Source organism: Rubrivirga litoralis (assembly GCF_031846415.1).
GTDB classification, from domain to species: Bacteria; Bacteroidota; Rhodothermia; order Rhodothermales; family Rubricoccaceae; genus Rubrivirga; species Rubrivirga litoralis.
This window is the reverse complement of sequence record NZ_JAVRHT010000034.1, coordinates 18739-40455: the sequence shown is the minus strand read 5'-3', so window position 1 is coordinate 40455 and position 21717 is coordinate 18739. Positions and strand designations below refer to the sequence as shown.

The window sequence follows — 21717 nt, the reverse complement described above, 5'->3', positions numbered from 1 at the left end:
GAGCTTCTGTTATTGCAACCAAACTCTCTGAACGTTCCTGGCGCAGGATCGAGCAGTCTCATGCTGTATCAGCGTCCGAACCGGGCGGGGCGGGAGGAGTCCTGCTCCTGGCTAGGAGGGGGCGGGGCGGAACGAGGCGCAGGCCTCTTCCTGCTCATGGACAGGCCGGAGCGTCCTGGGTGGGCTGGCGACCCTGAACCCAGCGACAGGCATGCCCCGGCCGTCGGCCGGCGCTGTAGCGCGGAGGAACCTGTAGGGCCGCCCGCGCTTCACCGGAGCACCCCAACCCATGAACCACCATGACCCCCACGATCCGCAACGTCACCGTTTTAGGAACGGGAGTGCTCGGCTCCCAGATCGCGTTCCAGACCGCGCTGCACGGGTTCACCGTGACCGCGTACGACATCGATGACGAGGCGCTCGACGGCGCACGTGATCGGCTCGAGAAGCTGGCCGCTACCTACGCCGAGGAGGTCCCGCTCGCCGCAGACGGCAAGGCCGAGGAGACTCGCAACGCGATCACGCTGAGCTCGGACCTCGCCGACGCCGTGAAGGACGCGGACCTCATCATCGAGGCCGTGCCCGAGGTTCTAGACATCAAGCGGGAGACCTACCAGAAGCTGGCGGAGGTGGCCCCAGACGAGACGATCTTCGCGACCAACTCCTCGACCTTGCTCCCGAGCGACATCAAGGACTCGACGGGCCGGCCGGGCCAGTTTCTGGCGCTGCACTTTGCCAACCGCATTTGGGATTTCAACACGGCCGAGGTGATGGGCACGCCCGACACGGACCCGGACGTGTTCGAGGCGGTCGTTCAGTTTGCCAAAGACATCGGGATGGTGCCGATCGAGCTGCACAAGGAAAAAGCCGGCTACGTCCTCAACTCGCTCCTCGTCCCCTTCCTCGACGCGGCCGCGGAGCTGGCGGCGGGCGGGTACGCCGACCCCGAGGCCGTGGACACGACGTGGCGGATCGCGACGGGCGCTCCCCTCGGCCCGTTCCAGATTTTCGACATCATCGGCCTCACGACCCCGTACAACATCTTCTGGCACGGCGGACCGGAGAAGCAGAAGCTCGCGGAGTGGCTGAAGACCGAGTACATCGACAAGGGCAAGATGGGCGTCGCCAGCGGCGAGGGCTTCTACACGTACTCCGAGTAGCGCGTGGCGCAGGCTTCACCGCCCGAAGCCCGCGCGCCCGCCCCGCCCCGCCCCGCCCCGCCCCGCCCCGCCCCGCCCCCGGCGGCTGGCGGACCTTCCCGGTCCGTTGCTGCGACGTATCGCCCGGCCCCGAAACCGTACACGCTGAACCCGACCCTCTCATGTCCCAATCCCCATCGCAGAACCGCCGGTTCGTCCTGGCCGAGAGGCCCGAGGGCGAGCCCGACGACGATACGCTCCGGCTCGAGACCGGCGATCTTCCGGCCCCTGGGAAGGGGCAGATGCTGCTGCGCAACGAGTACCTCTCCCTCGACCCCTACATGCGCGGCCGCATGAGCGACGCGCCCTCCTACGCCAAGCCGGTCGAGATCGGCGAGGTCATGGTGGGCGGCACGGTCTCCCAGGTCGTCCGTTCGGACGTCGACGGCTTCGCTGAGGGCGACTGGGTCGTGGCGTACGGCGGCTGGCAGGACTACGCGCTCTCCGACGGCAGGGGCGTCATCAACCTGGGCACGAGCCCCGACAACCCGTCGTGGGCGTTGGGTGTGTTGGGAATGCCTGGGCTGACCGCCTGGGCCGGCCTCACCCAGATCGGCCAGCCCCAAGCCGGCGAGACCCTGGTGGTGGCCGGCGCCAGCGGCCCGGTGGGCGCGACGGTCGGCCAGATCGGCAAGATCCTGGGGCTCCACGTCGTCGGCATCGCGGGCGGCCCGGAAAAGAACGCCCACGTCGTCGAGACGCTGGGCTTCGACGCCTGCGTCGACTACAAGGCCGACGGCTTTCCCGACGCGTTGGCGGCGGCCGTGCCGGACGGCATCGACATCTACTTCGAAAACGTCGGCGGGGACGTGCTCGACGCGGTGCTGCCGCTCCTCAACACGCGCGCGCGCATCCCGCTCTGCGGCCTCATTTCGCAGTACAACAGGACGTCGCTGCCCAACGGGCCGGACCGCATGAACTACCTGATGGGCGTCATCCTCCGCAAGCGGATGACGGTGCGCGGGTTCATCGTCCTCGACGACTTTGGGCACCTCTACCCCGAATTTGCCCGCCAGGTGGGGGCTTGGGTGAAGGAGGGGGAGATCCAGTACCGCGAGGAGATGATCGAGGGGCTGGAGCAGGCGCCGTCCGCCCTCGTCGGCCTCTTGAACGGCGAGGCCTTTGGGAAGCGCGTCATCCACCTGACCTCGTAAGCAGCGAGGGCCGCCCCGCCCTGTACGCGCGGCGTGGGCGGGGCGGAGAGCGGGTGCGGCGGCGGTCAGCCGCCCCGCCCGCAGAGACCTCTAGGGCCGCCCCGCCCGCCGCGGGCGGGGCGGGGCGGCCGGCATTGCCCCGGCGCCGTCCGTAGCTTGGGCAAAGCCGTCGCCCCATGTACCGCGTCCAGCTCGACCACTTCGAAGGGCCGCTCGACCTGCTGCTCTTCTTCGTCCGCCGCGACGAGCTCGACGTCCACGACATCCCCGTCGCGCGGATCGCCGACGAGTACCTCGAGGCCGTCCGCACGCTCGAACGCGTGGACCTGGACGCGGCGGCCGACTTCGTGTATACGGCCGCGCTCCTCATCCAGATCAAGGCGCGGATGCTGCTCCCGCGCCCCGAGCTCGACGACGACGGCGAGCCCATCGACCCGCGGCAGGAGCTGGTCGACCGGCTGCTCGAATACGTCCGCTACAAGGAGGCGGCGGGGCACCTGGAGGGCCGGTTCGAGGCCCGGCGCCGGCTGTTCACGCGCGGCGAGGCGTCGGCCGAGCACGACCGGCTGGCCCCGCCGCCCGAGGTCGCGGTGCGCGCGACCGTGTTCGACCTGGTCAAGGCGCTGGGCGCCGCGCTCGACCGGGCCGCCGCCGCCCCGCCCCCGACCCACGACGTCGAGCGCGAGACGTTCGCCGTCGACGTCCAGCGCGCCTGGGTGCTGGAGCGCGTCGGGCGGGCGGGGCGGGGCGCAAACCGCCGGGGCGGGGCGTCGTTCCAGTCGCTCGTCGCCGGCCGCTCGAAGGCGTTCGTGATCACGACGTTCCTGGCCGTCCTGGACCTCGCGCAGCGGCAGGCCATCCGCGTCGTGTTCGGGCTGCGCCCCGAGGACTTTGCCCTGGAGCCCGCCCCGCCCGCCGACGGGGGCGGGGTGGGGGAGACGCCCGCCGACGCCGCCCCGCCCGTGCTCGCGGACCCCGAGCCATAGGCCGGCGCAGCCAACTCTGAGCCCCGAACCCCGAACCCTGCTGTGGAGACCGCCCCGCCCCGCTACGCTGCCGACACGTTCGACCAGGCCGTCGAGGCGCTGGTGTTCGCGTCCGACGTGCCGCTGCGGCCCGAGGACGTGGCCCGCGTGTACGACGAGGTGACGGGGGCCGAGACGAGCGGGGCGGACGTCGAGGCGGCCGTCGAGCGCCTGAACGCGGCGTACCGAGAGGGCGGCCGGGCTGTCCGCGTGCGGCGGTGGGGCGGGGGGCTGCGGCTGGCGACGGTCTCGACCGTCGCCCCGTTCGTCCGCGCGCTGTTCGCCGACCGCGACGTGCGGCGGCTGAGCCGGTCGCTGCTGGAAACGTTGGCCGTTATTGCATACAAACAACCCGTCACCAAGCCCGAGGTCGACCACGTCCGCGGCGTCTCGTCGGACTACGCGCTGCGGCAGCTCTTGGAGCGCGACCTCGTCGAGATCGCGGGGCGCTCGGACTCCGTCGGCCGCCCGCTCCTCTACGCGACCACCAACGCGTTCCTCGACCAGTTCGGGCTCGACGGGCTGGGCGCGCTCCCCACGCCGCGCGAGGTGAACGAGATCCTGGGCGACCCCGCGTTCAACCGCGAGCGCGCCCGGCTCCTCGCCGAGCTCACCGCCCCGCCCGCGTCCGGCGCGCCCGGGCGAGACGAGCCCGACGCGGGCGGCTCCGAGGAGAACGGACCCGATGCGGCCGGACCCGGCACGGGCGGGGCGGAGACCGACGATCTTCCCGATGCCCACTCCGCCCCTCACCACCCCGCCCCCGGCGGCCGCCCCGCCCGGGGCGGCCCCGACGACGAGTAACCGACGATGAGCGACAAGAAGCGAACGGGCGGCGACGCCTCGGTCCGCCGCCGACGGCAGGCGGCCCGCAAGGAGCGCGCGGGCGAGGCGGGATCGCCGGGCGGGGCGGCCGAGCGGCCCGCGCCCGAGGGGCCGGTCCGCCTCAACAAGTTCCTCGCGCGCGCCGGCGTCGCCTCGCGCCGCGAGGCCGACGCCGTCATCGCGGCCGGCCGCGTGACCGTGGGCGGGGCGGTCGTGACCGAGATGGGCGTCAAGGTGTCGCCGGGCGACCGCGTCGCCGTCGACGGCCGGCCCGTCGGCCCGTCGGACCTCGTCTACGTCCTGCTCAACAAGCCGACCGACACGATCACGACCGTCACCGACGACCGCGGCCGGCCGACGGTGATGGACCTGGTCTCGCTCCCCGAGGACCAGCAGTCGGCGCTGTTCCCGGTCGGCCGCCTCGACCGGCAGACGACGGGGGCGCTGCTGCTCACGACCGACGGCGAGCTGGCTCACCGGCTCATGCACCCCAGCTACGGCGCCGTCAAGCTCTACCGCGTCCGCCTCGACGCGCCGATCTCCGACGCCGACTTGGAAAAGCTCCGCCGCGGCGTCGACCTCGACGACGGCCCGGCGCGCGCCGACCACGCCACCTTCATCGGGCGGGGCGGGGCGGGGCGGTCCGAGATTGGGCTGCAGCTCCACGAGGGCCGCAACCGCCAGGTCCGCCGGATGGTCGAGGCGCTCGGCCGCCGCGTCGAGGCGCTCGACCGGGTCGGCTACGCCGGCCTCGACCTGGACGGCCTCCGCCGCGGCCGGTGGCGCCGCCTGGAGCCGCACGAGGTCGGCCGCCTCCGCCGTTCGGTCAAGCTCAAGCCTGTTGTGTTCGGGTGAGGGATGAGGAGGGACGGGACATGGAGGGATGAGCAGAGCCGCTCCGCTCACCACCCCGCCCTCCCCCCGCCTTCATCCCTCTATCCCTCCGTCCCACATCCCTCCCCCATGCAAAAAATCGCCTTCGAGGGCCTCACCTACGACGACGTCCTCCTGGTCCCGGCCCGGAGCGAGGTCATGCCGCGCGAGGTCGACACGTCGACGCGGCTGACGCGGAACCTGCGGCTCAACGTGCCGCTCGTGTCGGCGGCGATGGACACGGTGACCGAGTCCCGCTTCGCGATCGCGATCGCGCGCGAGGGCGGGGTGGGCGTGCTCCACAAGAACATGGCGGCCGAGCTCCAGGCCCGCGAGGTGCGCCGCGTGAAGCGGTCGGAGAGCGGGATGATTCTGGACCCCGTCGTCCTCCGGCCCGACGACACAGTCGGCGACGCCCGCGAGCGGATGGCCCGCTACTCCATCGGCGGCATCCCCGTCGTCGACGACGAGCGGCGGCTCGTGGGCATCGTGACGAACCGGGACCTCCGGTTCCAGCCCGACAACGACGTGCGGCTGAGCGCGGTCATGACGGTCGACGGCCTCGTGACGGCGCCCCAGGGCACGACGCTCGAGCAGGCCGAGGCGACGCTCCAGGAGCACAAGATCGAGAAGCTGCCCGTGACCGACGAGGCCGGGACGCTCCGCGGGCTCATCACGTTCAAGGACATCCAGAAAAAGAAGAAGCACCCCGACGCGGCCAAGGACGAGTTCGGCCGCCTCCTCGTCGGCGCCGCCGTCGGCGTGACGCCGGACACGCACGACCGCGTGGCGGCGCTCGTCGAGGCCGGCGTCGACTTCGTGGTCGTGGACACGGCCCACGGGCATTCGGAGGGCGTGCTCCGCATGGTCGAGCGCGTCAAGTCGGACCACGACGGGATCGACGTCGTCGCCGGCAACGTGGCCACGCCCGAGGGCACCGAGGACCTGATCCTGGCCGGCGCGGACGCCGTGAAGGTGGGGATCGGGCCGGGCTCGATCTGCACCACGCGCGTGGTCGCGGGCGTGGGCGTGCCGCAGTTTTCGGCCGTGCTGCGGTGCGCCGAGGCGGCCCAGCGCTACGACGTCCCCATCATCGCCGACGGCGGCGTCAAGCAGACCGGCGACATCCCCAAGGCGCTCGCGGCCGGGGCCGCGACGGTCATGATCGGGGGCCTGTTCGCGGGCGTCGAGGAGGCCCCGGGCGAGACGGTCCTCTACGAGGGCCGCCGCTACAAGAACTACCGCGGGATGGGCTCGCTCGGCGCCATGCAGGCCGGGTCCAAAGACCGCTACTTCCAGGACGCCGAGGACGACCTCAAAAAGCTGGTCCCCGAGGGCATCGAGGGCCGCGTGCCGTACAAGGGCACGCTGGGCGAGGTGACGTACCAGATGGTCGGCGGGCTCCGCGCGGCCATGGGCTACTGCGGCTGCCCGACGGTCGCCGACCTCCAGGAGCGGGCGCAGTTCGTCCGCATCACGTCGTCGGGGCTCCGCGAGAGCCACCCGCACGACGTGACGATCACGTCCGAGTCCCCCAACTACTCCACGCGCTCGTGACCGCCCCGCCCGACCCGTCCGCCACCCCGCCCGATTTGGGACCGCCCGCCACCCCGCCCGCCGCGGGCGCAAACCGCTGGGGCGCAAACCGTGAGGGCGGGGCGGCGCCTCCGCCCGTGGGGGCGGGGCGGCTCGACCTCGTCCGCGCGCTGGCGGACGCCGCGGGCGCCGATGCCGCGCTCGTCACGCACGCCCCGGACCTCCGGTGGGCCGTCGGGTTTACGGGCTCGAACGGGCTCCTCGTGGTCACGGGCAAGGCGGCGCACTTCGTGACAGACGGCCGCTACCGCGCGCAGGCGGACGACGAGGTCGAGGGCGCCGACGTCCACGTGCCTGAGGGCTCGCTCGTGGACTACGTCGCCGAGGCCGGTCTCTTGGAGGGGGCGGGGCGGGTCGCCGTGCAGGCCGAGCACCTGACGGTCGCGGCGCTCGACGCGTACCGGGAGGCGCTGCCCGCGGTCGAGTTCTCGCCGGTAAAGGACCTGCTCTCCGAGGCGGTCGCGGCCAAGGACGAGGCGGCGATCGCGGCGGTCGCGCGGGCGCAGGCGCTGACATGCGAGGTGTTCGACGCCGTGCTCCCGTTCCTGGGGCCGGGCGTGGCCGAGCGCGACATCGCGGCCGAGATCGTCTACCAGCACCTGCGGCGTGGGGCGAGCGCCATGTCGTTCGAGCCCATCGTGGCGTCGGGGCCGCGCGGCGCCCTCCCGCACGCGCGGCCGTCGTCGCGGACGATCTCGCCGGGCGAGCTCGTGGTGATCGACATGGGCTGCGTGCTCGACGGCTACTGCTCGGACCTGACGCGGACGGTCGCCGTTGGCGGCGAGCCGCACGCGTCGGCGCGCGAGGCGTACGAGACGGTCCGGCGTGCGCAGCGCGCGGCGGTCGCGGCGGCGCGGGCGGGCATGCTGGGCGGCGAGCTCGACGCCGTCGCCCGCGACGTGATCGAGGCGGACGGGCTGGGCGAGGCGTTCTCGCACAGCCTGGGCCACGGCGTCGGCTTGAAGGTCCACGAGTGGCCGCGGCTGTCGCAGCAGGTCGAGCACCGCCTGCCGGCCGGGGCGACGGTCACGATCGAGCCGGGCGTCTACCTCCCGGACCGCTTCGGCATCCGCATCGAGGACCTCGTCGTGCTCCGCGAGGGCGGGGCGGACAACCTGACGCCGCTCCCGACAGACTTGCTGGTGGTGTGAGGGGAAGCCGCTCGTTGCATATTTCGTATGGCGTGTTTCGTGTCCTGAGGAGAGAGCACGCGATACGAAAGGCGCGACCGTCCAGAGCCAACCCGACGGAGGCCCCGTGACGCTAGCCAGAAGTCGTTGGGCTCCGACCCTGAGCGAGTGACTACAGGACCCATGACGAGGACCAGACCTCCCCTCCGCCTCCTCTTCGTCCTCCCCGCGCCGGTCCGCATCCCGATGGGTGGGGCGGCCGTCGTGTACCGGCACGCGGCCGGCCTCGCGGCGCGGGGGCACGAGGTGACGGTGGCCGCGCCGCGGAGCGCGGGCGGGGCGGTCGGGCTCGCACGGCGCGGGGCGGTCTGGGCGCGCGACCGGCTCCACGGGGTCGCCAACGCGCCCTACCACGAGGCCGCCGGCGTGCGGACCGTCGAGCCGGCGTCGCCGGGCGCGCTCGACGTCCGCTCTCATGATGCCGTTATTGCAACGGGATGGCAAACCGCCCCCTGGGTCGCCGCCCTCACCACCCCGCCCCGCTCGCCGCCCCGCCGGCCCGCCCCGCCCGTCGCCTCCCCGCCCCGCCCGGCTTCCCGCGACGTCGCCCCGCTCCGCCCCCCGTCTTTTCCAGAACTCGGCGCGTGGGGCGGGGCGGGGGAGACGACCCGCGCCGAGGGCGGGGCGGTCGGCCTCTACTTTCTCCAGCACGACGAGCGCCACCTGAGCCCCCGCGCCGAGGCGACGTGGCACCTGGGGCTCTCGAACGTGGCCGTGGCGGGGTGGATCGCCGACGAGGTCCGCGCGCACGGGGCGCCGGTCGTGGGCGTCGTCCCCAACGCGGTCGACCCGGCCGACGTCGCGCTCGACGTTCCGCTCGCGGAGCGCGCGCCGCGCGTCGTCGCCCTGTACCACCGGCTGCCGGTCAAGGGACCGGACGTGTTGGTCGAGGCGCTCGGCGTGCTCCGCGACCTCGTGCCCGGCGTCGGCGCCGACGTCGTCTCCGCCCGCCCGCCCCGCCACCGCCTGCCGGAGTGGGTCGACCTCCACGTGCGCCCGCCCCGCCCCGCCCTCCGCGCGCTGTACAACCGGGCCGCCGTGTGCCTCCACACGTCGCGCGTCGAGGGGTGGGGGCTGGTCCCGATGGAGGCGGCCGCGTGCGGGTGCGCCGTCGTGGCGACCGACAGCCGCGGCGTCTCGGAGTTTTTGCGGGCGGGGCGGTCGATGCGGCAGGTCCCTGTCGGTGACGCGGCCGGGCTCGCCCGCGAGGCGGCCGACCTCCTGCGCCACGCGTCCCGCCGCGTCGAGATCGCGCGGGCTGGTGTCGAGGACGTCGCGCGCTTTTCGTGGGCGGACTCGACCGAACGCTTCGAGGCGATCCTCCGGGGTGCGGTCGGCCGATGAGCGTCTCCGTCGTCGTCCCGGTCTACAACGGCGGCGACCTGCTCGCCCGGACGGTCCCGGCCGTGCTCGCGCTGGGCGGGGTGGGGGAGTGGGTGTGGGTGGACGACGGCTCGACGGACGGCTCGGCCGCGACGATCAACCGTCTGGTCGCGGCGGAGCCTCGCGCCCGCCTCGTCCGTCAGGGGCGGAACACCGGCCGCGGCGCGGCCCGGAACCGGGGCGTGCGCGAGACGACGGGCGACGTGCTCGTCTTCCTCGACGCCGACGTGGTCCCGCCCCCAGACGCCGCGCGCCACCTGGCCGCCGCCGCGGACGGTGCCGCCTCGGTCGGGCGCGTCCGCCCCGCCCTCACCGACGCAGGCGACCCGTACCAGGTCTACCTCGCGCACGCGCGGCGCGGCCCGTCGCCGGAGCGGGCGGGGCGGTCGGTCCCGTGGCGGTTTTTGATCACCTGCGTGTGCGCCGTCCGCCGCCCTGCCCTCGTCGCGGCCGGCGGGTTCGACGAGAGTGTAGCCTACGGCGAGGACTTCGCGCTGGCCTGCGCGCTCGCCGCTCGCCACCCCGACGGCCTCCGCCTGGCGGACCTGGAGGTCGACCTGTTCGGCGTCGGCGGACTGGCCGAGGCGCTTGCGAACGCCCGGTCGTTCGGCGCGGCCCTCCCCGCCCTCGAGGCGCAGTGTCCCGGTGCGCTCGACCTCGCGGGCGTGGGCGGGGCGGCGCACTCCCGCCTGCTCCGCGCGCTCGCGCGCCGCCCCGCCCCGCTCGTGCTCCGGCGCGCGCTCCGGCGGCTCCCCGAGTCCGTGCAGGTCCGGGCGGTGCGCTACCTTCTCGGGCACGCCCTCCTGGCCGGTTTCCACGGTGCCCGAGATTCGACTCCCTGACCGTGCCGAGGCCGTCGCCCGCGCCGCGGAGTTTGTCGAGGCGGAGGCCGCACGGGCGGGGTGGCCGGTCGCCGACGTGACGCGGGCGGTGCTCGCGGTGAGCGAGGCGGTGGGCAACGCCGTGGAGCACGGTCCAGTGGGGGGGAGGATCCACGTGCGCTTCGCGTCAGCCCCCGAGGCCCTGACGCTGGAGGTGACCGACGGGGGCGACGGCCCCAACCCGTCGCTCTTGGACGCGGCCGCCCTCCCCGCCGACAAACTCGCGGAGGGAGGCCGGGGCCTCTACATCATGAAGACGGTCGCCGACGAGGTCCGTGTGGCCGAGGGCGCTGTGGTGCTCCGGTTCGTGCGGTCGGGGCGGGCGTGACGGCGCAGCGGTGGCTCCAGCTCGCGGGGGGCGCCGCGTGGTCGCTCGGCGTGCTGGTAACGGCGCGGCCGCCGTCGGCCGGGGCGGGGTGGCGGCTGGCGTTCGTGGCCTGCGCACTCGCCGGCGTGCTGTGGGCGGGGTGGACGCTGCGGACGTGGCGGCCGTCACCTTTTGCCGTTATTGCAATATCTTTTGCATTACGGGCAGCAGTATTCCCCCTCAACCCAGCGCTCTCCGACGACGGGTACCGCTACTTGTGGGACGGCATGGTGCAGGTGGGGGAGGGGACCTCGCCGTACCGCTTCCGCCCGTCGGACCCCGCCCTCGCGCACCACCACGAGGACGCGGCGTACCGGCGGATGAACTCGCCCGACTACTTCTCGGTGTACCCGCCGCTGTCGCAGGCCGTGTTCGCGGCCGCGGGCGCCGTGTATGGGGCGGGGTGGCGCGCGTCGTGGTGGGTGCTGAAGGCGCTCATCGTCGCGGCGGAGATGGTGGGCGTGGTGTGTTTGATCCGCGTGGTCGGGGCACGGGCGGCGGCGCTCTACGCGTGGCACCCGCTGGCGGTCATCGAGGTGGCGGGGCAGGGGCACACCGAGGGTTTGCTCGTCGGCGCGCTGGGCGTGCTGCTGTGGGACGTTGCGCGCCACCCCGCCCTGGCTGGGGCGGCCGTCGCGGCGGCGGGGTGGGTCAAACTGTACCCGTTCGCGCTCGGTGCGGTGGTCGTGCAGCGCGTCGGGTGGCGCGGGACGGTTTCCGCTCTGGCGGTAGCGGTGGTGCTCGCGCTGCCCTACACGAGCGCTGAGGCCGCCCGTCACGCTACCGAGTCGCTCCGGCTCTACATGGGCACGTTCGACTTCTACTCAGCCCCGTACCTCCTCCTCAAGGGAGCCCTTTATCACAGCACATCAGAGCCGGGCCTCGTCGCCGCCCGCCTCCTGGGGGTGGCTGGCGTCGTGTGGGCGGGGTGGGTGGTGGCGACACAAAACCGCAGCGTGACGCGAACCCGATGGGCAGTCGCCGCCCTCGTCATGGGGTTCACACTCACGTCAACCACGCTGCACCCGTGGCACCTGCTCCCAGGCTTGTTTGTTTTGCCGTTATTGCTGTCCAGAAAATCGTACCTGTGGCTGAGTGCAGTTACATCCGCTACCTACCTGGTCTACGTCTGGCCCCCAGCCTACACCTCCGCTGTCTGGGCGGGGTGGGGCGGGGCGGTCGTTCTCTTCTCCTTTGATCGTCTGGAGGCTCTGATGCGGTATCGTGCGTGGGGTAAGTGGAGGCGTCTTCGGCCGTACGTCCCGGTGCTCCGGCCGGGCGCCCGCGTGCTCGACCTTGGCGCCGGCGAGGGCTACGTCGGCGATGCGCTCGCGGCGGACCTCGGCGTCGCGGTCACGGCTGCCGACGTGGTCCACTTCGGGAGCGGCTCCCGCCGGGTGGACCTCTACGATGGGCAGACGCTCCCGTACGCGTCAGGCCAGTTCGACCTCACCGTTGTCGTGTTCGTCCTCCACCACAGCGCGGACCCGGCCGCCGTGCTCCGCGAGGCGGTCCGCGTAACGGGCGGGGTGGTCCTGGTGCTGGAGACCGTCTGGACGGCGCCCTGGCAGAAGGCGTGGTTGGAGCGGGCCGACCGCCTCGCCAACCGGCTCCGCTCGGGGGCAGCTATCGACGAAGAGCCGCTGGACATCCGATCGGATGCGGAATGGCGGTCCGTGCTCCGCGAGGAAGGGGTCGCAGTGCGCCGCACCCGGACGTTCGCAGGGCTTCATCCCCAGGCGCTCTACGTGCTCGACGGCCACGGGGCGGCGGCGTCTAGCACGTCCTGAACGGTGGCCGTTCGGGCGTCGAGCCACTGGGCCTCCTCGTAGCGCCGGAACCACGTGAGCTGGCGCTTCGCGTAGCGCCGCGAGTTGCGCTTGATGAGGCGGACCGCCTCGTCCCGGTCAATAGTCCCGTCGAGCAGGGCCAGGACCTCTCGGTAGCCGATCGTCGCGTCCAGAAGGGCTCGCGCGCTAGGGTTGTGTGAGAGGACGCGCTGGGTCTCCTCGATGAGCCCGTCGGTCAGCATCCGGTCGACACGCGCGTCGATCCTCGCGTACAACTCGGACCGCGGGCGGTCGAGGACGACGAGACGGTGCGGGAGGGGTGGGCGCTCCTGTTCTCGCCACAAGGCTGAGGGGGCACGTCCGGTCTCCCGGAGCAATCCCACGAGGCGCACGAGACGCTGACTCTTGGTGGGGTCCAGAGTCGCCGCGCTCTCGGGGTCGGCGCGGCGGAGTTCGTCGTAGAGGCCGCCCCGCCCCTCGGGCGTGCGGGCCTTGATTTGGAGGGTCTGGTCGAGCCCTTCACTGACAGTCGGGAGGTCGGCAATGCCTCGGACGACGGCGTGGATATACAGGGTCGAGCCTCCGATGACGAGGACGGGCGCCCCTCGGCTCTGTGTTTCTGTTATTGCTCGTCCACACCAACTCAAAAACCGTCCCGCCGAATACGGCTCGGGAGGTTCTAAGACGTCCACCAGATGATGCCTCACCCGTTGCACGTCGGCCGCCGTCGGCGAGGCGGTCCCCACGTCGAGGCCGCGGTAGATCTGCCGGCTGTCGGCCGACACGATCTCGGCGCCTACGCGCTCCGCCACGTCGAGCGCGAGCGCGGACTTCCCGACAGCGGTCGGGCCGGTCAGGACGAGAACCGGGGCGAGAACATCAGCCACGCTCCTGCGGGCGGGGTGGCGCGGGGTTACACCTTGGGCAGCGACGGGTCGACCTCGTCGCTCCAAGCGTGGATGCCGCCCTTGAGGTTGACGGCGTTCGGGAACCCGTTGGCGCGGAGGTACTCGACCGCCTTGGCGGAGCGACCGCCCGAGCGGCAGTGCACGACGACGTCCTCGTTCTGGTGCTCGCGGATCTCGTCGATGCGGTCGGGGAGCTCGCCGAGGGGGATGAGCGCGCCGCCGATGTTGGCGCCCTCGTACTCGTCCGCCTCGCGGACGTCGAGGATGAACGGGCGGTCGCCCGCGTCGATGCGGGTTTTCAGGTCACGGACGGTGGTCTCAGGAACGGACGCCATCGGTTGGGTTGGAGTAAGGTGAGTGAGTGTCGGGTGATCACCGCAAACGGGGCAGGCCGGGTCCGGGTCCACGCGGAGCTCGCGGAACGCCATGCCGAGGGCGTCGACCAGGAGGAGGCGCCCGACGAGCGGGTTCCCGATGCCGAGCAGGAGCTTGAGCGTCTCGGTCGCTTGAATCGTCCCCAAGAGGCCTGGAAGGACGCCGAGCACCCCGCCCTCGGCGCAGTTCGGGACGAGACCGGCCGGGGGCGGGGCGGGAAACAAGCAGCGGTAGCAGGGGCCTCCCGGCGCCCCGAACACCGACGCTTGCCCGTCGAACCGGCTGATCGAGGCGAACACGTTCGGCGTCCCCGTGAGGACGGACGCGTCATTGACGAGGTAGCGCGTAGCGAACGTGTCCGTCCCGTCGAGCACGAGGTCGTAGGCGCCGACGAGGTCCAGCGCGTTGCTGTCGTCGAGCCGGGACGCGTGGCGGTCGATCACGACCCCGGGGTTCTGAGCCGTCAGCCGCTGCGCGATCGCGTCGACCTTGGCCTCACCCACGTCCTCGGGCGTGTAGAGGACCTGGCGGTGGAGGTTCGTCTCATCGACGCGGTCGAAGTCGATGAGGCCGAGCCGGCCTACGCCGGCGGCAGCGAGGTAGGTGGCGGCCGGCGTGCCCAACCCGCCCGCGCCCACAATCAGAACCGACGCGGCGCCGAGGCGCTTTTGCCCCTTCAGACCGACCTCCGGCAAGAGGACCTGTCGGTGGTAACGAGCAGACGTTTGGATCTCCACAGGACCGTTAGGACAGATGCTTGAGAACGACACGGGCCGCGTTCCGTCCCGAGGCGCCCATGATCCCCCCGCCCGGGTGTGTGCTCGCGCCCGTCAGGAACAGGCCGTCTACCGGCCCCTTGTACTCGCTCATCCCGAGGGCGGGGCGGAGGGTGAACATCTGGTCCAGGCTCATCTCGAGGTGCATCACGTTACCGCGGAACAGGCCGAGCTCGCGCTCCAGCCACAGGGGGTGCTGGAACAGGCTGCCCACGACGGACGCCTTCGTGCCCGGCGCGTATACCTCGAACGTGTCGAGGATGGACTCGGCCACCTCGTCGCCGATGTCGTCCCAGGAGCGGCCGCCGGAGAGCTCGTACGGGAAGTACTGCGCCCAGAGCCATAGGACCTCCCCGCCCGGCGGGGCGAGCGTGTCGTCGACGGCCGAAAAGCTCATGCCGACGATGGGCGGGTCCTGGGCAGGGTGACCCTTGAGGTAGTCGGCGTAGGCGTCGCTGATTTGCTGTCGATTTCTGCAGACGAGTTGGAGGCCGGTTCTCGATTCGAGTCCGGGTGCCGCCGCGTACTCCAGCGGCTTGTCGAGGGCCAGGCGGAGGATCGCTCCGAACCCATTCCCGACCCGCATCTGGTCGGCTTGGGCGGGGCGGTCTGCGCGGGGCAGCAGGCGGTCGAGCGTCTCCAGGATGTGCGTGCCCGAAAGGACGCTGGTCGCGGTGTACACCTCGCCCTTTACTTCGACGCCCTCGACCGCCCCGCTCGAGACGACGATCCGGTCGACGGGGGCGCTCGTGAACACGTCGCCGCCGTGCGCCTCGATGTGCTGGCGGAGGGCCTTCGTGAGACCGCCCGAACCGCCGCGGGGGCGCGCCACCCCGCTCTCGTGGTAGAGCGGGTGCCAGAGGAGGAAGGGGGCGCTGAGGGGCTCGGTCGGCGGCGGACCGCTCTGCGCGGCCATCCACACGAGGGGCGTCTTGACCTTCTCGTGGGTAAAAAACTGGTCGACGACCTCGCCGTAGGGCCGGAGAATCGTGCCGAGGGCGTTCTGCCAGTCGATGGCGGCCGAGTCCCCGAAGGCGAACGTCTTGCCCAACTCGAACGGGCTGGGCGTGGAGAGAAACACGTCCTTGACCGTGCGCGAGAACGGCGCCCAGGTGTCCACGAATGCCTTGTACGCCTCGCCCTCGCCGGGAAACTGCCGCTCGAGCCCTTGGGCCGTCTGGTCCACGTCCCGGTAGATCGTGACGGAGGCGCCATCTTGGTACGGGGCGAAAAACAGCGGGTCGAGCTCCAGGTACTCCAGCCCGTAGCGTTCGAGCCCGAGCTCCTCGACGATCGGCGTGAGGCGGATCAGGATGTGGGCTGACCCACCCAGGTCAAACTGGTAGCCCGGGACGTGCTCGACAGTCGAGACCGCCCCGCCCACCACGTCGCGCCGCTCGAACACGCCGACGCGGTACCCGGCCTGGGCGACGTAGGCGGCCGAGATGAGCGCGTTGTGGCCGGCGCCGATGACGATGAGGTCGTAGTCCACGCGTCGCTAGGGGGTCAGGTCAATAAAGTCGGCCGCGCTGTTGGCGAGCCGGTCACGCTGGTGAACGTACCGCATGGTCGTCTCGACGTTCTTGTGCCGGGCGTGGATCTGGACTTGCTGAATAGACGCGCCGTTCTCAATCGCCATCGTGCAGCCTGTGTGGCGAAGAGTATGTGCGCCTACCGTTCCTGATATGCCTGCGTCCTTTGCCGCTCGATTGACGATCATGTAAACCGATGTCGTCGAGAGGCGCTGCCCGCGGGAGCGGTTCCGGCTCAAGGATCTCCAGATTGCTCCCGAGCGATACCCGTACGTGTCTTTGAGTGATTCAATTGACTCGACAACATGCTCGGGAATCTTGACCGTCTGGTTCGCCCCGCCCTTGGCACGGGGCAGACGCAGCACCCAGTACGGTCTCGCGCGGACGATGTGCTCGAAGTCCATTGCCGCCGCCTCTGAGCGGCGAAGGACGCAGTGCAGAAGCGTGGACACCAGAGCGTGGTTCCGAGGTCCCGTCTCGGTGTCGAGGTCGATCCCAGACAGCAGGCGGACGGATTCGTCCTTTGTCAGGACCGTCAGCACCCGGTCTTGGGGACGGTCCGGCGTCACCCGGCGCACGAGTTGGCGGTCGGCCGGGTTCAGCGACAAGAGCCCAAGGGCCACGAGCCAACTGAAAAAGCCGCGGACCGCTGCGAGCCGGCGGCGGATCGTCGCTGGGCTGAGTCCGTCGGCTTCCAGGCGTGCCACGAACTCGTTCACGTGCGTAAACGAGACGGTGCGCGCCATCTGGAGCGTGACCGTCCCGGTCCCGAAGAAGTGCTCCAGGTCGAGCCCATAGGCCCGCCGCGTGTTGTCGCGGTCGAACCGAAGCAGGTAGAGCGGGACGAGGTCGGACTGCTCCGAGAATGCGGCGCCGAGCGGGCGGGCGGGGTGGTCGCCTGACGGGTGGGCGGGGAGGTTCATGGTATGCGTGCGATAAGGACTGTTATCGTAAGTATAGCCTCGTATGAGCCGCCCCGCTCCGCAAAACGACGTCCGGGCGGGGCGGTCTCAGGCCACCCCGCCCGGACAGATGCCGAGCCTGTTGTCGGCTACTGGTTCTCTGCGTTCTCGCCGAGGTCCACGTTACGGTCGATCGCGTCGCCGGCGTCTTGGGCCGCGTCCTCGATGTTGTCGCCCACTTCGCGCGCGCCTTCCTCGACCTCGTTCCCGATGACTTCGGCGTCGGTCTGGATCTCGTCGACGGCCGCCTCGTCTACGCCGAGCTCTGTATCGTAGTCGACGTCGCCGTCAGATTCTACCTCGCGCTGAGTCTCGGTTTCGCAGCCGGTGAAGGTCAAAGGGGCTCCGATGAGGAGCGCTGCCGCAAAGGCAGAGGTCAAGTAGATTCTCATGGGTGTTGGGGTAGATGGGCAGGCGGATTCGTCGATCCGGCGGCCATAGATACAGCCGGCTATACGCGCGGCGTGCGGATATTCAGTGCCTTTGATGAACCGTGTGGGTGGTGTTATTCCATACACCAATAACGGACTCAAATCGCTGCCGGGACTATTCCGAGGGCATCAGCGCCCCGCCCGTGTGGAACCCTACCGCGGCGGCTGGGTCCTGCCGGAGATGCTCGCCTCCAAGCCGCACAGTCGTAGAGGTCATGCAGCGTCATGGCATACCGGCACAACCTTGCAGGCGCTCATCACCCCGCCCTCGCCGCTGGGCGGGGTGGCTTAGTACATGGGCAGCAGGCCGCCCCAACCCGACGAGCGGTGGCGTCCCGAGCGGCACCGTTTCTCATCTCACACCTTATGTATCTCCGTCCTCTCGCCGTCGTCGGCGCCCTCTACGCCGTCTCTGAGCGCGGGCTCGCCGCCGACGTGCTGGCCGCGCGGGCGGTCGGCGCCGCCCCGCTCCCCGTCTGTACCTCCATCGTCGTTGCGTCCGACGGTATGGTTACCGACGTCACCGACGTTCCCGTCGACACGGTTCAGGCTCAGCTCGAACATCTCCAAGCGACGGGAGCCGTCGAAGGGATTAAGGTCGGAATCCTGGGTGGACCCAAAACGGTCGAGGCCGTGTGTGACGCTGTCGTCGCACTAGGGGTGCCCTCCGTCCTGGACCTCGTCGCGTCGGGACCGAATGGTGAGACTGTGCTTTCGGCACGAGGCATCGACGCCGTCGCGGACCGGCTCGGGGTTGCTACGCTCGTAACGGTGTCGAAGGCCGACGCCGAACTCGTCACGGGAGGCCAGATCGAGTCGCTTGACGACGCTCAAGTTGCCGCACAGCGGCTGCACAACCGGGGCGCTCAGCGGGTCGTCATTCGCTGCGGGTCTCTCCCCTACCGGTTCTACGACGCGGCCGACGACCCTGGGACACCGGGGGGAGACGGCGCGCCCGTCCCGCTCGCGTTCGACCTGTACTACGACGGCGACGACTTCGCGCTGTACGAGGCTTCTCTGATTGATGGATCGGCGGCGGATGGGATGTCAAGTATATTTGCAATAACGGCCTTAAATGAAATGGTCCAGGGCTCGCCCGTCGAGGAAGCCCTGCAGGCCGCCAAGCGTGCCTCGACCGAAGCCGCGCGTCACCCCTTCGACGTGCCGGGGCGGACGTCACGGATCAACCCCTGGTGGGCCAGCGGCGGGAACGCGTCGCCCGCTCCCAGCACGGGCGCGGAAAACCGGACCTAGCTTCCACCCCGCCCCCGCGAACGCTTCTTGGGGTCCACCCCGCCCCGATTCATGGCCGGAACCCCGCCCACGCCCCGCACGCGCCCCACGATCTACGACGTTGCCAGCGAAGCGAAGGTGGCGATCTCGACCGTCTCCCGCGTCCTCAACGGCTCGAACGAGGTCTCCGACGCCACACGCGACCGGGTCCAGGCGGCGATCCAGAAGCTCCAGTTTCGACCGCAGCGGACGGCGCGAGCCCTCGCCCAGCAGTCGGTGACCTCGCTCGCCGTCGCTTTGCCGTCGGCGACATCGGCGTTCTACGTCGAGATCCTGAAGGGCGTCAAGGACGCCATGCGCGAGCGCGAGATGGACCTGCTCCTGTGCAACCTGGGCTCGGGCCACCCGGGGGCGACGCTCCAGCGGTTCCTCCATCGGGGCGCCGTCGACGGGCTCTTGCTCGTGTCGCTCCCCGTCGACGAGGCGCTCGCGGTGCAGCTTCGGGGGATGCAGGCGCCGGTCGTCCTCCTGGGCAGCCAGTCCGACGAGTTCGACGCGTACTGGTGGGACGACGAGGCCGGCGCACGGACGGCGACGGAGCACCTGATCGAGCTCGGGCACCGCCGGATCGCGCTCGTCACCGCCCACGCGTGGGGGTACAGCGCGCGCCCCCGGCTGGCCGGGTACCGGGGCGCGCTCGAGGCGGCCGGGATCGACTACGACCCTGACCTCGTCGCTGCCGGCGACACGACCAAACACGCGGGGTATTCCGAGGAGGCCGGAGCCGAAGCGATGGCCAAGCTCATGGGCGGCCCCACCCCGCCGACGGCCATCTTCGCCGCCTCCGACGTGCAGGCATACGGGGCCTGGGCGTGGGCGCGCGACAACGGCCTCCGCGTGCCCCGCGACGTCTCCATCGTGGGCTACGACGACCTCAAGCTGAGCCGCTACCTCGACCTCTCGACCGTCAGCCAGGAAATGCAGCGGGCCGGGCTCCGTGTGGCCGAGCAACTCCTCTCGCGGCTCGACGGGAGCCAAGACGACTGCGTCGGGGTCGAGCTCCCCGCCCGGCTCATCGCCCGCGGGTCGTCGGGTCCCGCCCGCGCGTGATGACCGCCCCGCTCCCCCCCGCCCTCGCCCGGACGGACCTCGGCCTGGGGACCCGCTACGAGGGCAAGGTCCGCGACACGTACGACGCCGGCGACGGGCGCCTCGTGCTCGTCACGACCGACCGGATCTCGGCGTTCGACCACGTGCTCCGCCAGGCCATCCCGCTCAAGGGTCAGGTCCTGAACAGCGTGGCCGCCTACTTTTTCGAGCGGACGGCCGACGTCGCGCCCAACCACGTCCTGGCGGTGCCCGACCCCAACGTGACCGTCGGCGTCCGGTGCGACGCGCTCCCCGTCGAGTTCGTCGTCCGCGGCTACCTCGCCGGCCACGCGTGGCGCGTCTACCGAGAAGGCGGCCGCGAGCTGTGCGGCGAGCCGCTCCCCGACGGGCTCCGCGAGGGCGACCGCCTGCCCCGCCCGATCCTCACGCCGGCGACCAAGGCCGTCCAGGGCCACGACGAAGACGTCTCGCGCCTCGAGATCGTCGCGCGCGGACTCGTCGACGCCGACACGCTGGGGCGCGCGGCCGACCTCGCCTTTGCCGTCTTCGACCGGGGCACCCAGATCGCGGCCGAGCGCGGGCTGATCCTGGTCGACACGAAGTACGAGTTCGGGCGGGCGCCCGATGGCCGGCTCCTCCTCATCGACGAGGTCCACACGCCGGACTCGTCGCGCTACTACTACGCCGACACGTACGAGGAGCGGCTGCGGGCGGGGCGGCCGCAGCGGCAGCTCTCGAAAGAGTTCGTGCGCGAGTGGCTGATGGAGCACGGGTTCCGCGGGCTCGACGGGCAAACGCTCCCCGACCTCCCGCCGGAGTTCGTGCGCGACGTGAGCGCGCGCTACGTCGAGCTGTACGAGACGGTCACGGGACAGGCGTTCGAACCGGACCTGAGCCCAGACCCGGAAGGCCGCATCCGCGCCGCGCTGGGCGGGGTGGCCGGCGCAGGGTGATCCAGAGCCGAGAGCAACGCAGATAGACCACCGAGCCGGGCGCCACCCCGCCCCCACGACACGTCCGCACCAGAACGGGCGGGGTGGGGAGCGAGAACGGTGGTGTTCAGGGTCGCGTGCCATGTGCCGAAACCAAGAGGCATGTGGCACGTACCTTCCGCTCGCCTCCCGCGCGCTCCCATGAGAACGACCGCCCCGCCCGACCTCGACACCGTCCCCTTCGACGCCCTGGACGGGTCGCGCCTGCTCGGCCTCGACGGAGTCGACGGGCCGGTCCGTCTAGCCCGCGCGGTCCGCGCTGGCCTTCCCGCCCGCGCGTTCGACGCGCTCCGCGAGGCGCTCGCGCTCCCAGCGCCCGCGCTCGCCGAGGCGCTGGGGATCGCCCCCCGAACGCTCGCACGTCGCCGGGCGGCGGGGCGGCTGGCGACGGACGAGTCGGACCGCCTGCTCCGCGCGGCGCGCCTCGCCGAGATGGCCGCGGTCGCCCTCGGCGACGACCGGGCCGGGGCCGAGTGGATGACCGAGCCCCACGCGCTCTTCGGCGGCGAACCCCCGCTCCGCCACGCCGACACGGCGCCCGGCGCCCGCGCGGTCGAGGACGCGCTCTACGCGGTCGAGTTCACGGCCGCCGCGTAGTGGCCCGACGTCCCAGCGGAGACCTCCGCGCGTGGCGGCTCACGAAGGCGAAGTACGCCGGCTCCGCCCTCTCGGGCATCGGCTCGGCCCTGCGGGCGGGGCGGTGGCACGCGCGCGGGCGGCCCGTCGTCTACGCGGCCTCGTCGGCCTCGCTCGCGCTCCTCGAAACGCTCGTCCACGTCGACCGGACCGAGCTGCTCCGGGCGGCCTACGTCGCCGTCCCCCTGGACGTCCCCGCCGGCTTGGTGGAGCGCGTCGACCTCGACGACCTCCCCGCCGACTGGCAGGCGTGGCCGCACCCGCCGTCGACGCAGGCGCTGGGGACGGCGTGGTTCGACGGGCAGCGCTCGGCCGCGCTCGTCGTTCCGTCCGTCGTCGTGCCGCGGGAGTGGAACGTGCTCCTCAACCCCACGCACCCCGACTTCCGGCAGATCGGGGCCGGCGACCCCGAGCCGTTTCCGGTCGACCCGCGGCTGAGCCGGCCGTGAGGGCGGGGCGGGACCTACGCGCCTCCCCAC

At 71.6% G+C, this 21717-nt stretch carries 21 protein-coding genes; 16 read left to right on the top strand and 5 right to left on the bottom strand.

From position 1 onward, the window contains the following. Window positions 1–299: 299 nt before the first annotated feature. The 11 genes from RM540_RS13050 to RM540_RS13000 all read left to right on the top strand — a co-directional run bounded on the left by RM540_RS13050 (window position 300) and on the right by RM540_RS13000 (window position 12283). Entirely contained in the window at window positions 300–1160 is an 861-nt protein-coding gene (locus tag RM540_RS13050; protein WP_311664802.1) for a 3-hydroxyacyl-CoA dehydrogenase, read from the top strand. 161 nt (window positions 1161–1321) lie between these two features. Beyond that, window positions 1322–2353, top strand: a complete 1032-nt coding sequence (locus tag RM540_RS13045; RefSeq protein WP_311664800.1) for an NADP-dependent oxidoreductase — start codon at window positions 1322–1324, stop codon at window positions 2351–2353. Between the two features lie 176 nt (window positions 2354–2529). Further along, window positions 2530–3339, top strand: a complete 810-nt coding sequence (locus RM540_RS13040) for a segregation and condensation protein A (RefSeq protein WP_311664798.1) — start codon at window positions 2530–2532, stop codon at window positions 3337–3339. Between the two features lie 42 nt (window positions 3340–3381). After that, window positions 3382–4182, top strand: coding sequence for an SMC-Scp complex subunit ScpB (gene scpB / locus RM540_RS13035; protein WP_311664796.1), 801 nt, complete (start codon window positions 3382–3384; stop codon window positions 4180–4182). Between the two features lie 6 nt (window positions 4183–4188). Then, window positions 4189–5058 carry a pseudouridine synthase gene (locus tag RM540_RS13030; RefSeq protein ID WP_311664794.1) on the top strand — a complete coding sequence of 290 codons (870 nt, stop codon included), beginning with the start codon at window positions 4189–4191 and terminating at the stop codon, window positions 5056–5058. A 108-nt stretch (window positions 5059–5166) separates the two neighbouring features. Next, the gene (guaB, locus tag RM540_RS13025; RefSeq protein WP_311664792.1) at window positions 5167–6633 is read left to right on the top strand and encodes an IMP dehydrogenase; all 1467 of its coding nucleotides are present in this window, start codon (window positions 5167–5169) and stop codon (window positions 6631–6633) included. Beyond that, complete coding sequence (locus RM540_RS13020) at window positions 6630–7823, top strand: aminopeptidase P family protein (RefSeq protein WP_311664790.1); 1194 nt, start codon at window positions 6630–6632, stop codon at window positions 7821–7823. Before guaB ends, RM540_RS13020 begins: the two co-directional genes overlap by 4 nt. Window positions 7824–7985: 162 nt before the next feature. Continuing rightward, entirely contained in the window at window positions 7986–9206 is a 1221-nt protein-coding gene (locus RM540_RS13015; protein WP_311664788.1) for a glycosyltransferase family 4 protein, read from the top strand. Then, complete coding sequence (locus tag RM540_RS13010; protein ID WP_311664786.1) at window positions 9203–10087, top strand: glycosyltransferase family 2 protein; 885 nt, start codon at window positions 9203–9205, stop codon at window positions 10085–10087. Before RM540_RS13015 ends, RM540_RS13010 begins: the two co-directional genes overlap by 4 nt. After that, window positions 10065–10454, top strand: a complete 390-nt coding sequence (locus RM540_RS13005; protein WP_311664784.1) for an ATP-binding protein — start codon at window positions 10065–10067, stop codon at window positions 10452–10454. Before RM540_RS13010 ends, RM540_RS13005 begins: the two co-directional genes overlap by 23 nt. Next, window positions 10451–12283, top strand: a complete 1833-nt coding sequence (locus RM540_RS13000; protein ID WP_311664782.1) for a class I SAM-dependent methyltransferase — start codon at window positions 10451–10453, stop codon at window positions 12281–12283. Before RM540_RS13005 ends, RM540_RS13000 begins: the two co-directional genes overlap by 4 nt. Here RM540_RS13000 and miaA read toward each other — a convergent pair. From miaA to RM540_RS12975, 5 genes are all read right to left on the bottom strand, one after another. Beyond that, entirely contained in the window at window positions 12238–13170 is a 933-nt protein-coding gene (gene miaA, locus RM540_RS12995; RefSeq protein ID WP_311664780.1) for a tRNA (adenosine(37)-N6)-dimethylallyltransferase MiaA, read from the bottom strand. The two genes, RM540_RS13000 and miaA, sit on opposite strands and share 46 nt — an antisense overlap. A gap of 26 nt (window positions 13171–13196) precedes the next feature. Continuing rightward, on the bottom strand, window positions 13197–14303 hold the full coding sequence (moeB, locus tag RM540_RS12990) for a molybdopterin-synthase adenylyltransferase MoeB (RefSeq protein ID WP_311664778.1): 1107 nt from the start codon (window positions 14301–14303) through the stop codon (window positions 13197–13199). Between the two features lie 7 nt (window positions 14304–14310). Further along, on the bottom strand, window positions 14311–15834 hold the full coding sequence (locus RM540_RS12985) for a phytoene desaturase family protein (protein ID WP_311664776.1): 1524 nt from the start codon (window positions 15832–15834) through the stop codon (window positions 14311–14313). A 6-nt stretch (window positions 15835–15840) separates the two neighbouring features. Beyond that, a complete protein-coding gene (locus tag RM540_RS12980) occupies window positions 15841–16797 on the bottom strand; it encodes a tyrosine-type recombinase/integrase (RefSeq protein WP_311664774.1) in 957 nt (318 codons plus the stop codon). A 128-nt stretch (window positions 16798–16925) separates the two neighbouring features. Then, on the bottom strand, window positions 16926–17228 hold the full coding sequence (locus RM540_RS12975; protein WP_311664772.1) for a hypothetical protein: 303 nt from the start codon (window positions 17226–17228) through the stop codon (window positions 16926–16928). A 405-nt stretch (window positions 17229–17633) separates the two neighbouring features. Between RM540_RS12975 and RM540_RS12970 the strand changes: the two genes are divergently transcribed. The 5 genes from RM540_RS12970 (at window position 17634) to RM540_RS12950 (ending at window position 21687) form a co-directional block, all read left to right on the top strand. Beyond that, the gene (locus RM540_RS12970) at window positions 17634–18521 is read left to right on the top strand and encodes a bifunctional hydroxymethylpyrimidine kinase/phosphomethylpyrimidine kinase (protein WP_311664770.1); all 888 of its coding nucleotides are present in this window, start codon (window positions 17634–17636) and stop codon (window positions 18519–18521) included. 51 nt (window positions 18522–18572) lie between these two features. Then, a complete protein-coding gene (locus tag RM540_RS12965; protein ID WP_311664768.1) occupies window positions 18573–19610 on the top strand; it encodes a LacI family DNA-binding transcriptional regulator in 1038 nt (345 codons plus the stop codon). After that, window positions 19610–20563, top strand: a complete 954-nt coding sequence (locus tag RM540_RS12960; RefSeq protein WP_311664766.1) for a phosphoribosylaminoimidazolesuccinocarboxamide synthase — start codon at window positions 19610–19612, stop codon at window positions 20561–20563. Before RM540_RS12965 ends, RM540_RS12960 begins: the two co-directional genes overlap by 1 nt. A 180-nt stretch (window positions 20564–20743) precedes the next feature. Further along, the gene (locus RM540_RS12955; protein WP_311664764.1) at window positions 20744–21199 is read left to right on the top strand and encodes an antitoxin Xre-like helix-turn-helix domain-containing protein; all 456 of its coding nucleotides are present in this window, start codon (window positions 20744–20746) and stop codon (window positions 21197–21199) included. Further along, window positions 21199–21687 carry an RES family NAD+ phosphorylase gene (locus tag RM540_RS12950; RefSeq protein ID WP_311664762.1) on the top strand — a complete coding sequence of 163 codons (489 nt, stop codon included), beginning with the start codon at window positions 21199–21201 and terminating at the stop codon, window positions 21685–21687. The genes RM540_RS12955 and RM540_RS12950 overlap by 1 nt, the downstream gene beginning before the upstream one ends. Window positions 21688–21717 lie beyond the last annotated feature (30 nt).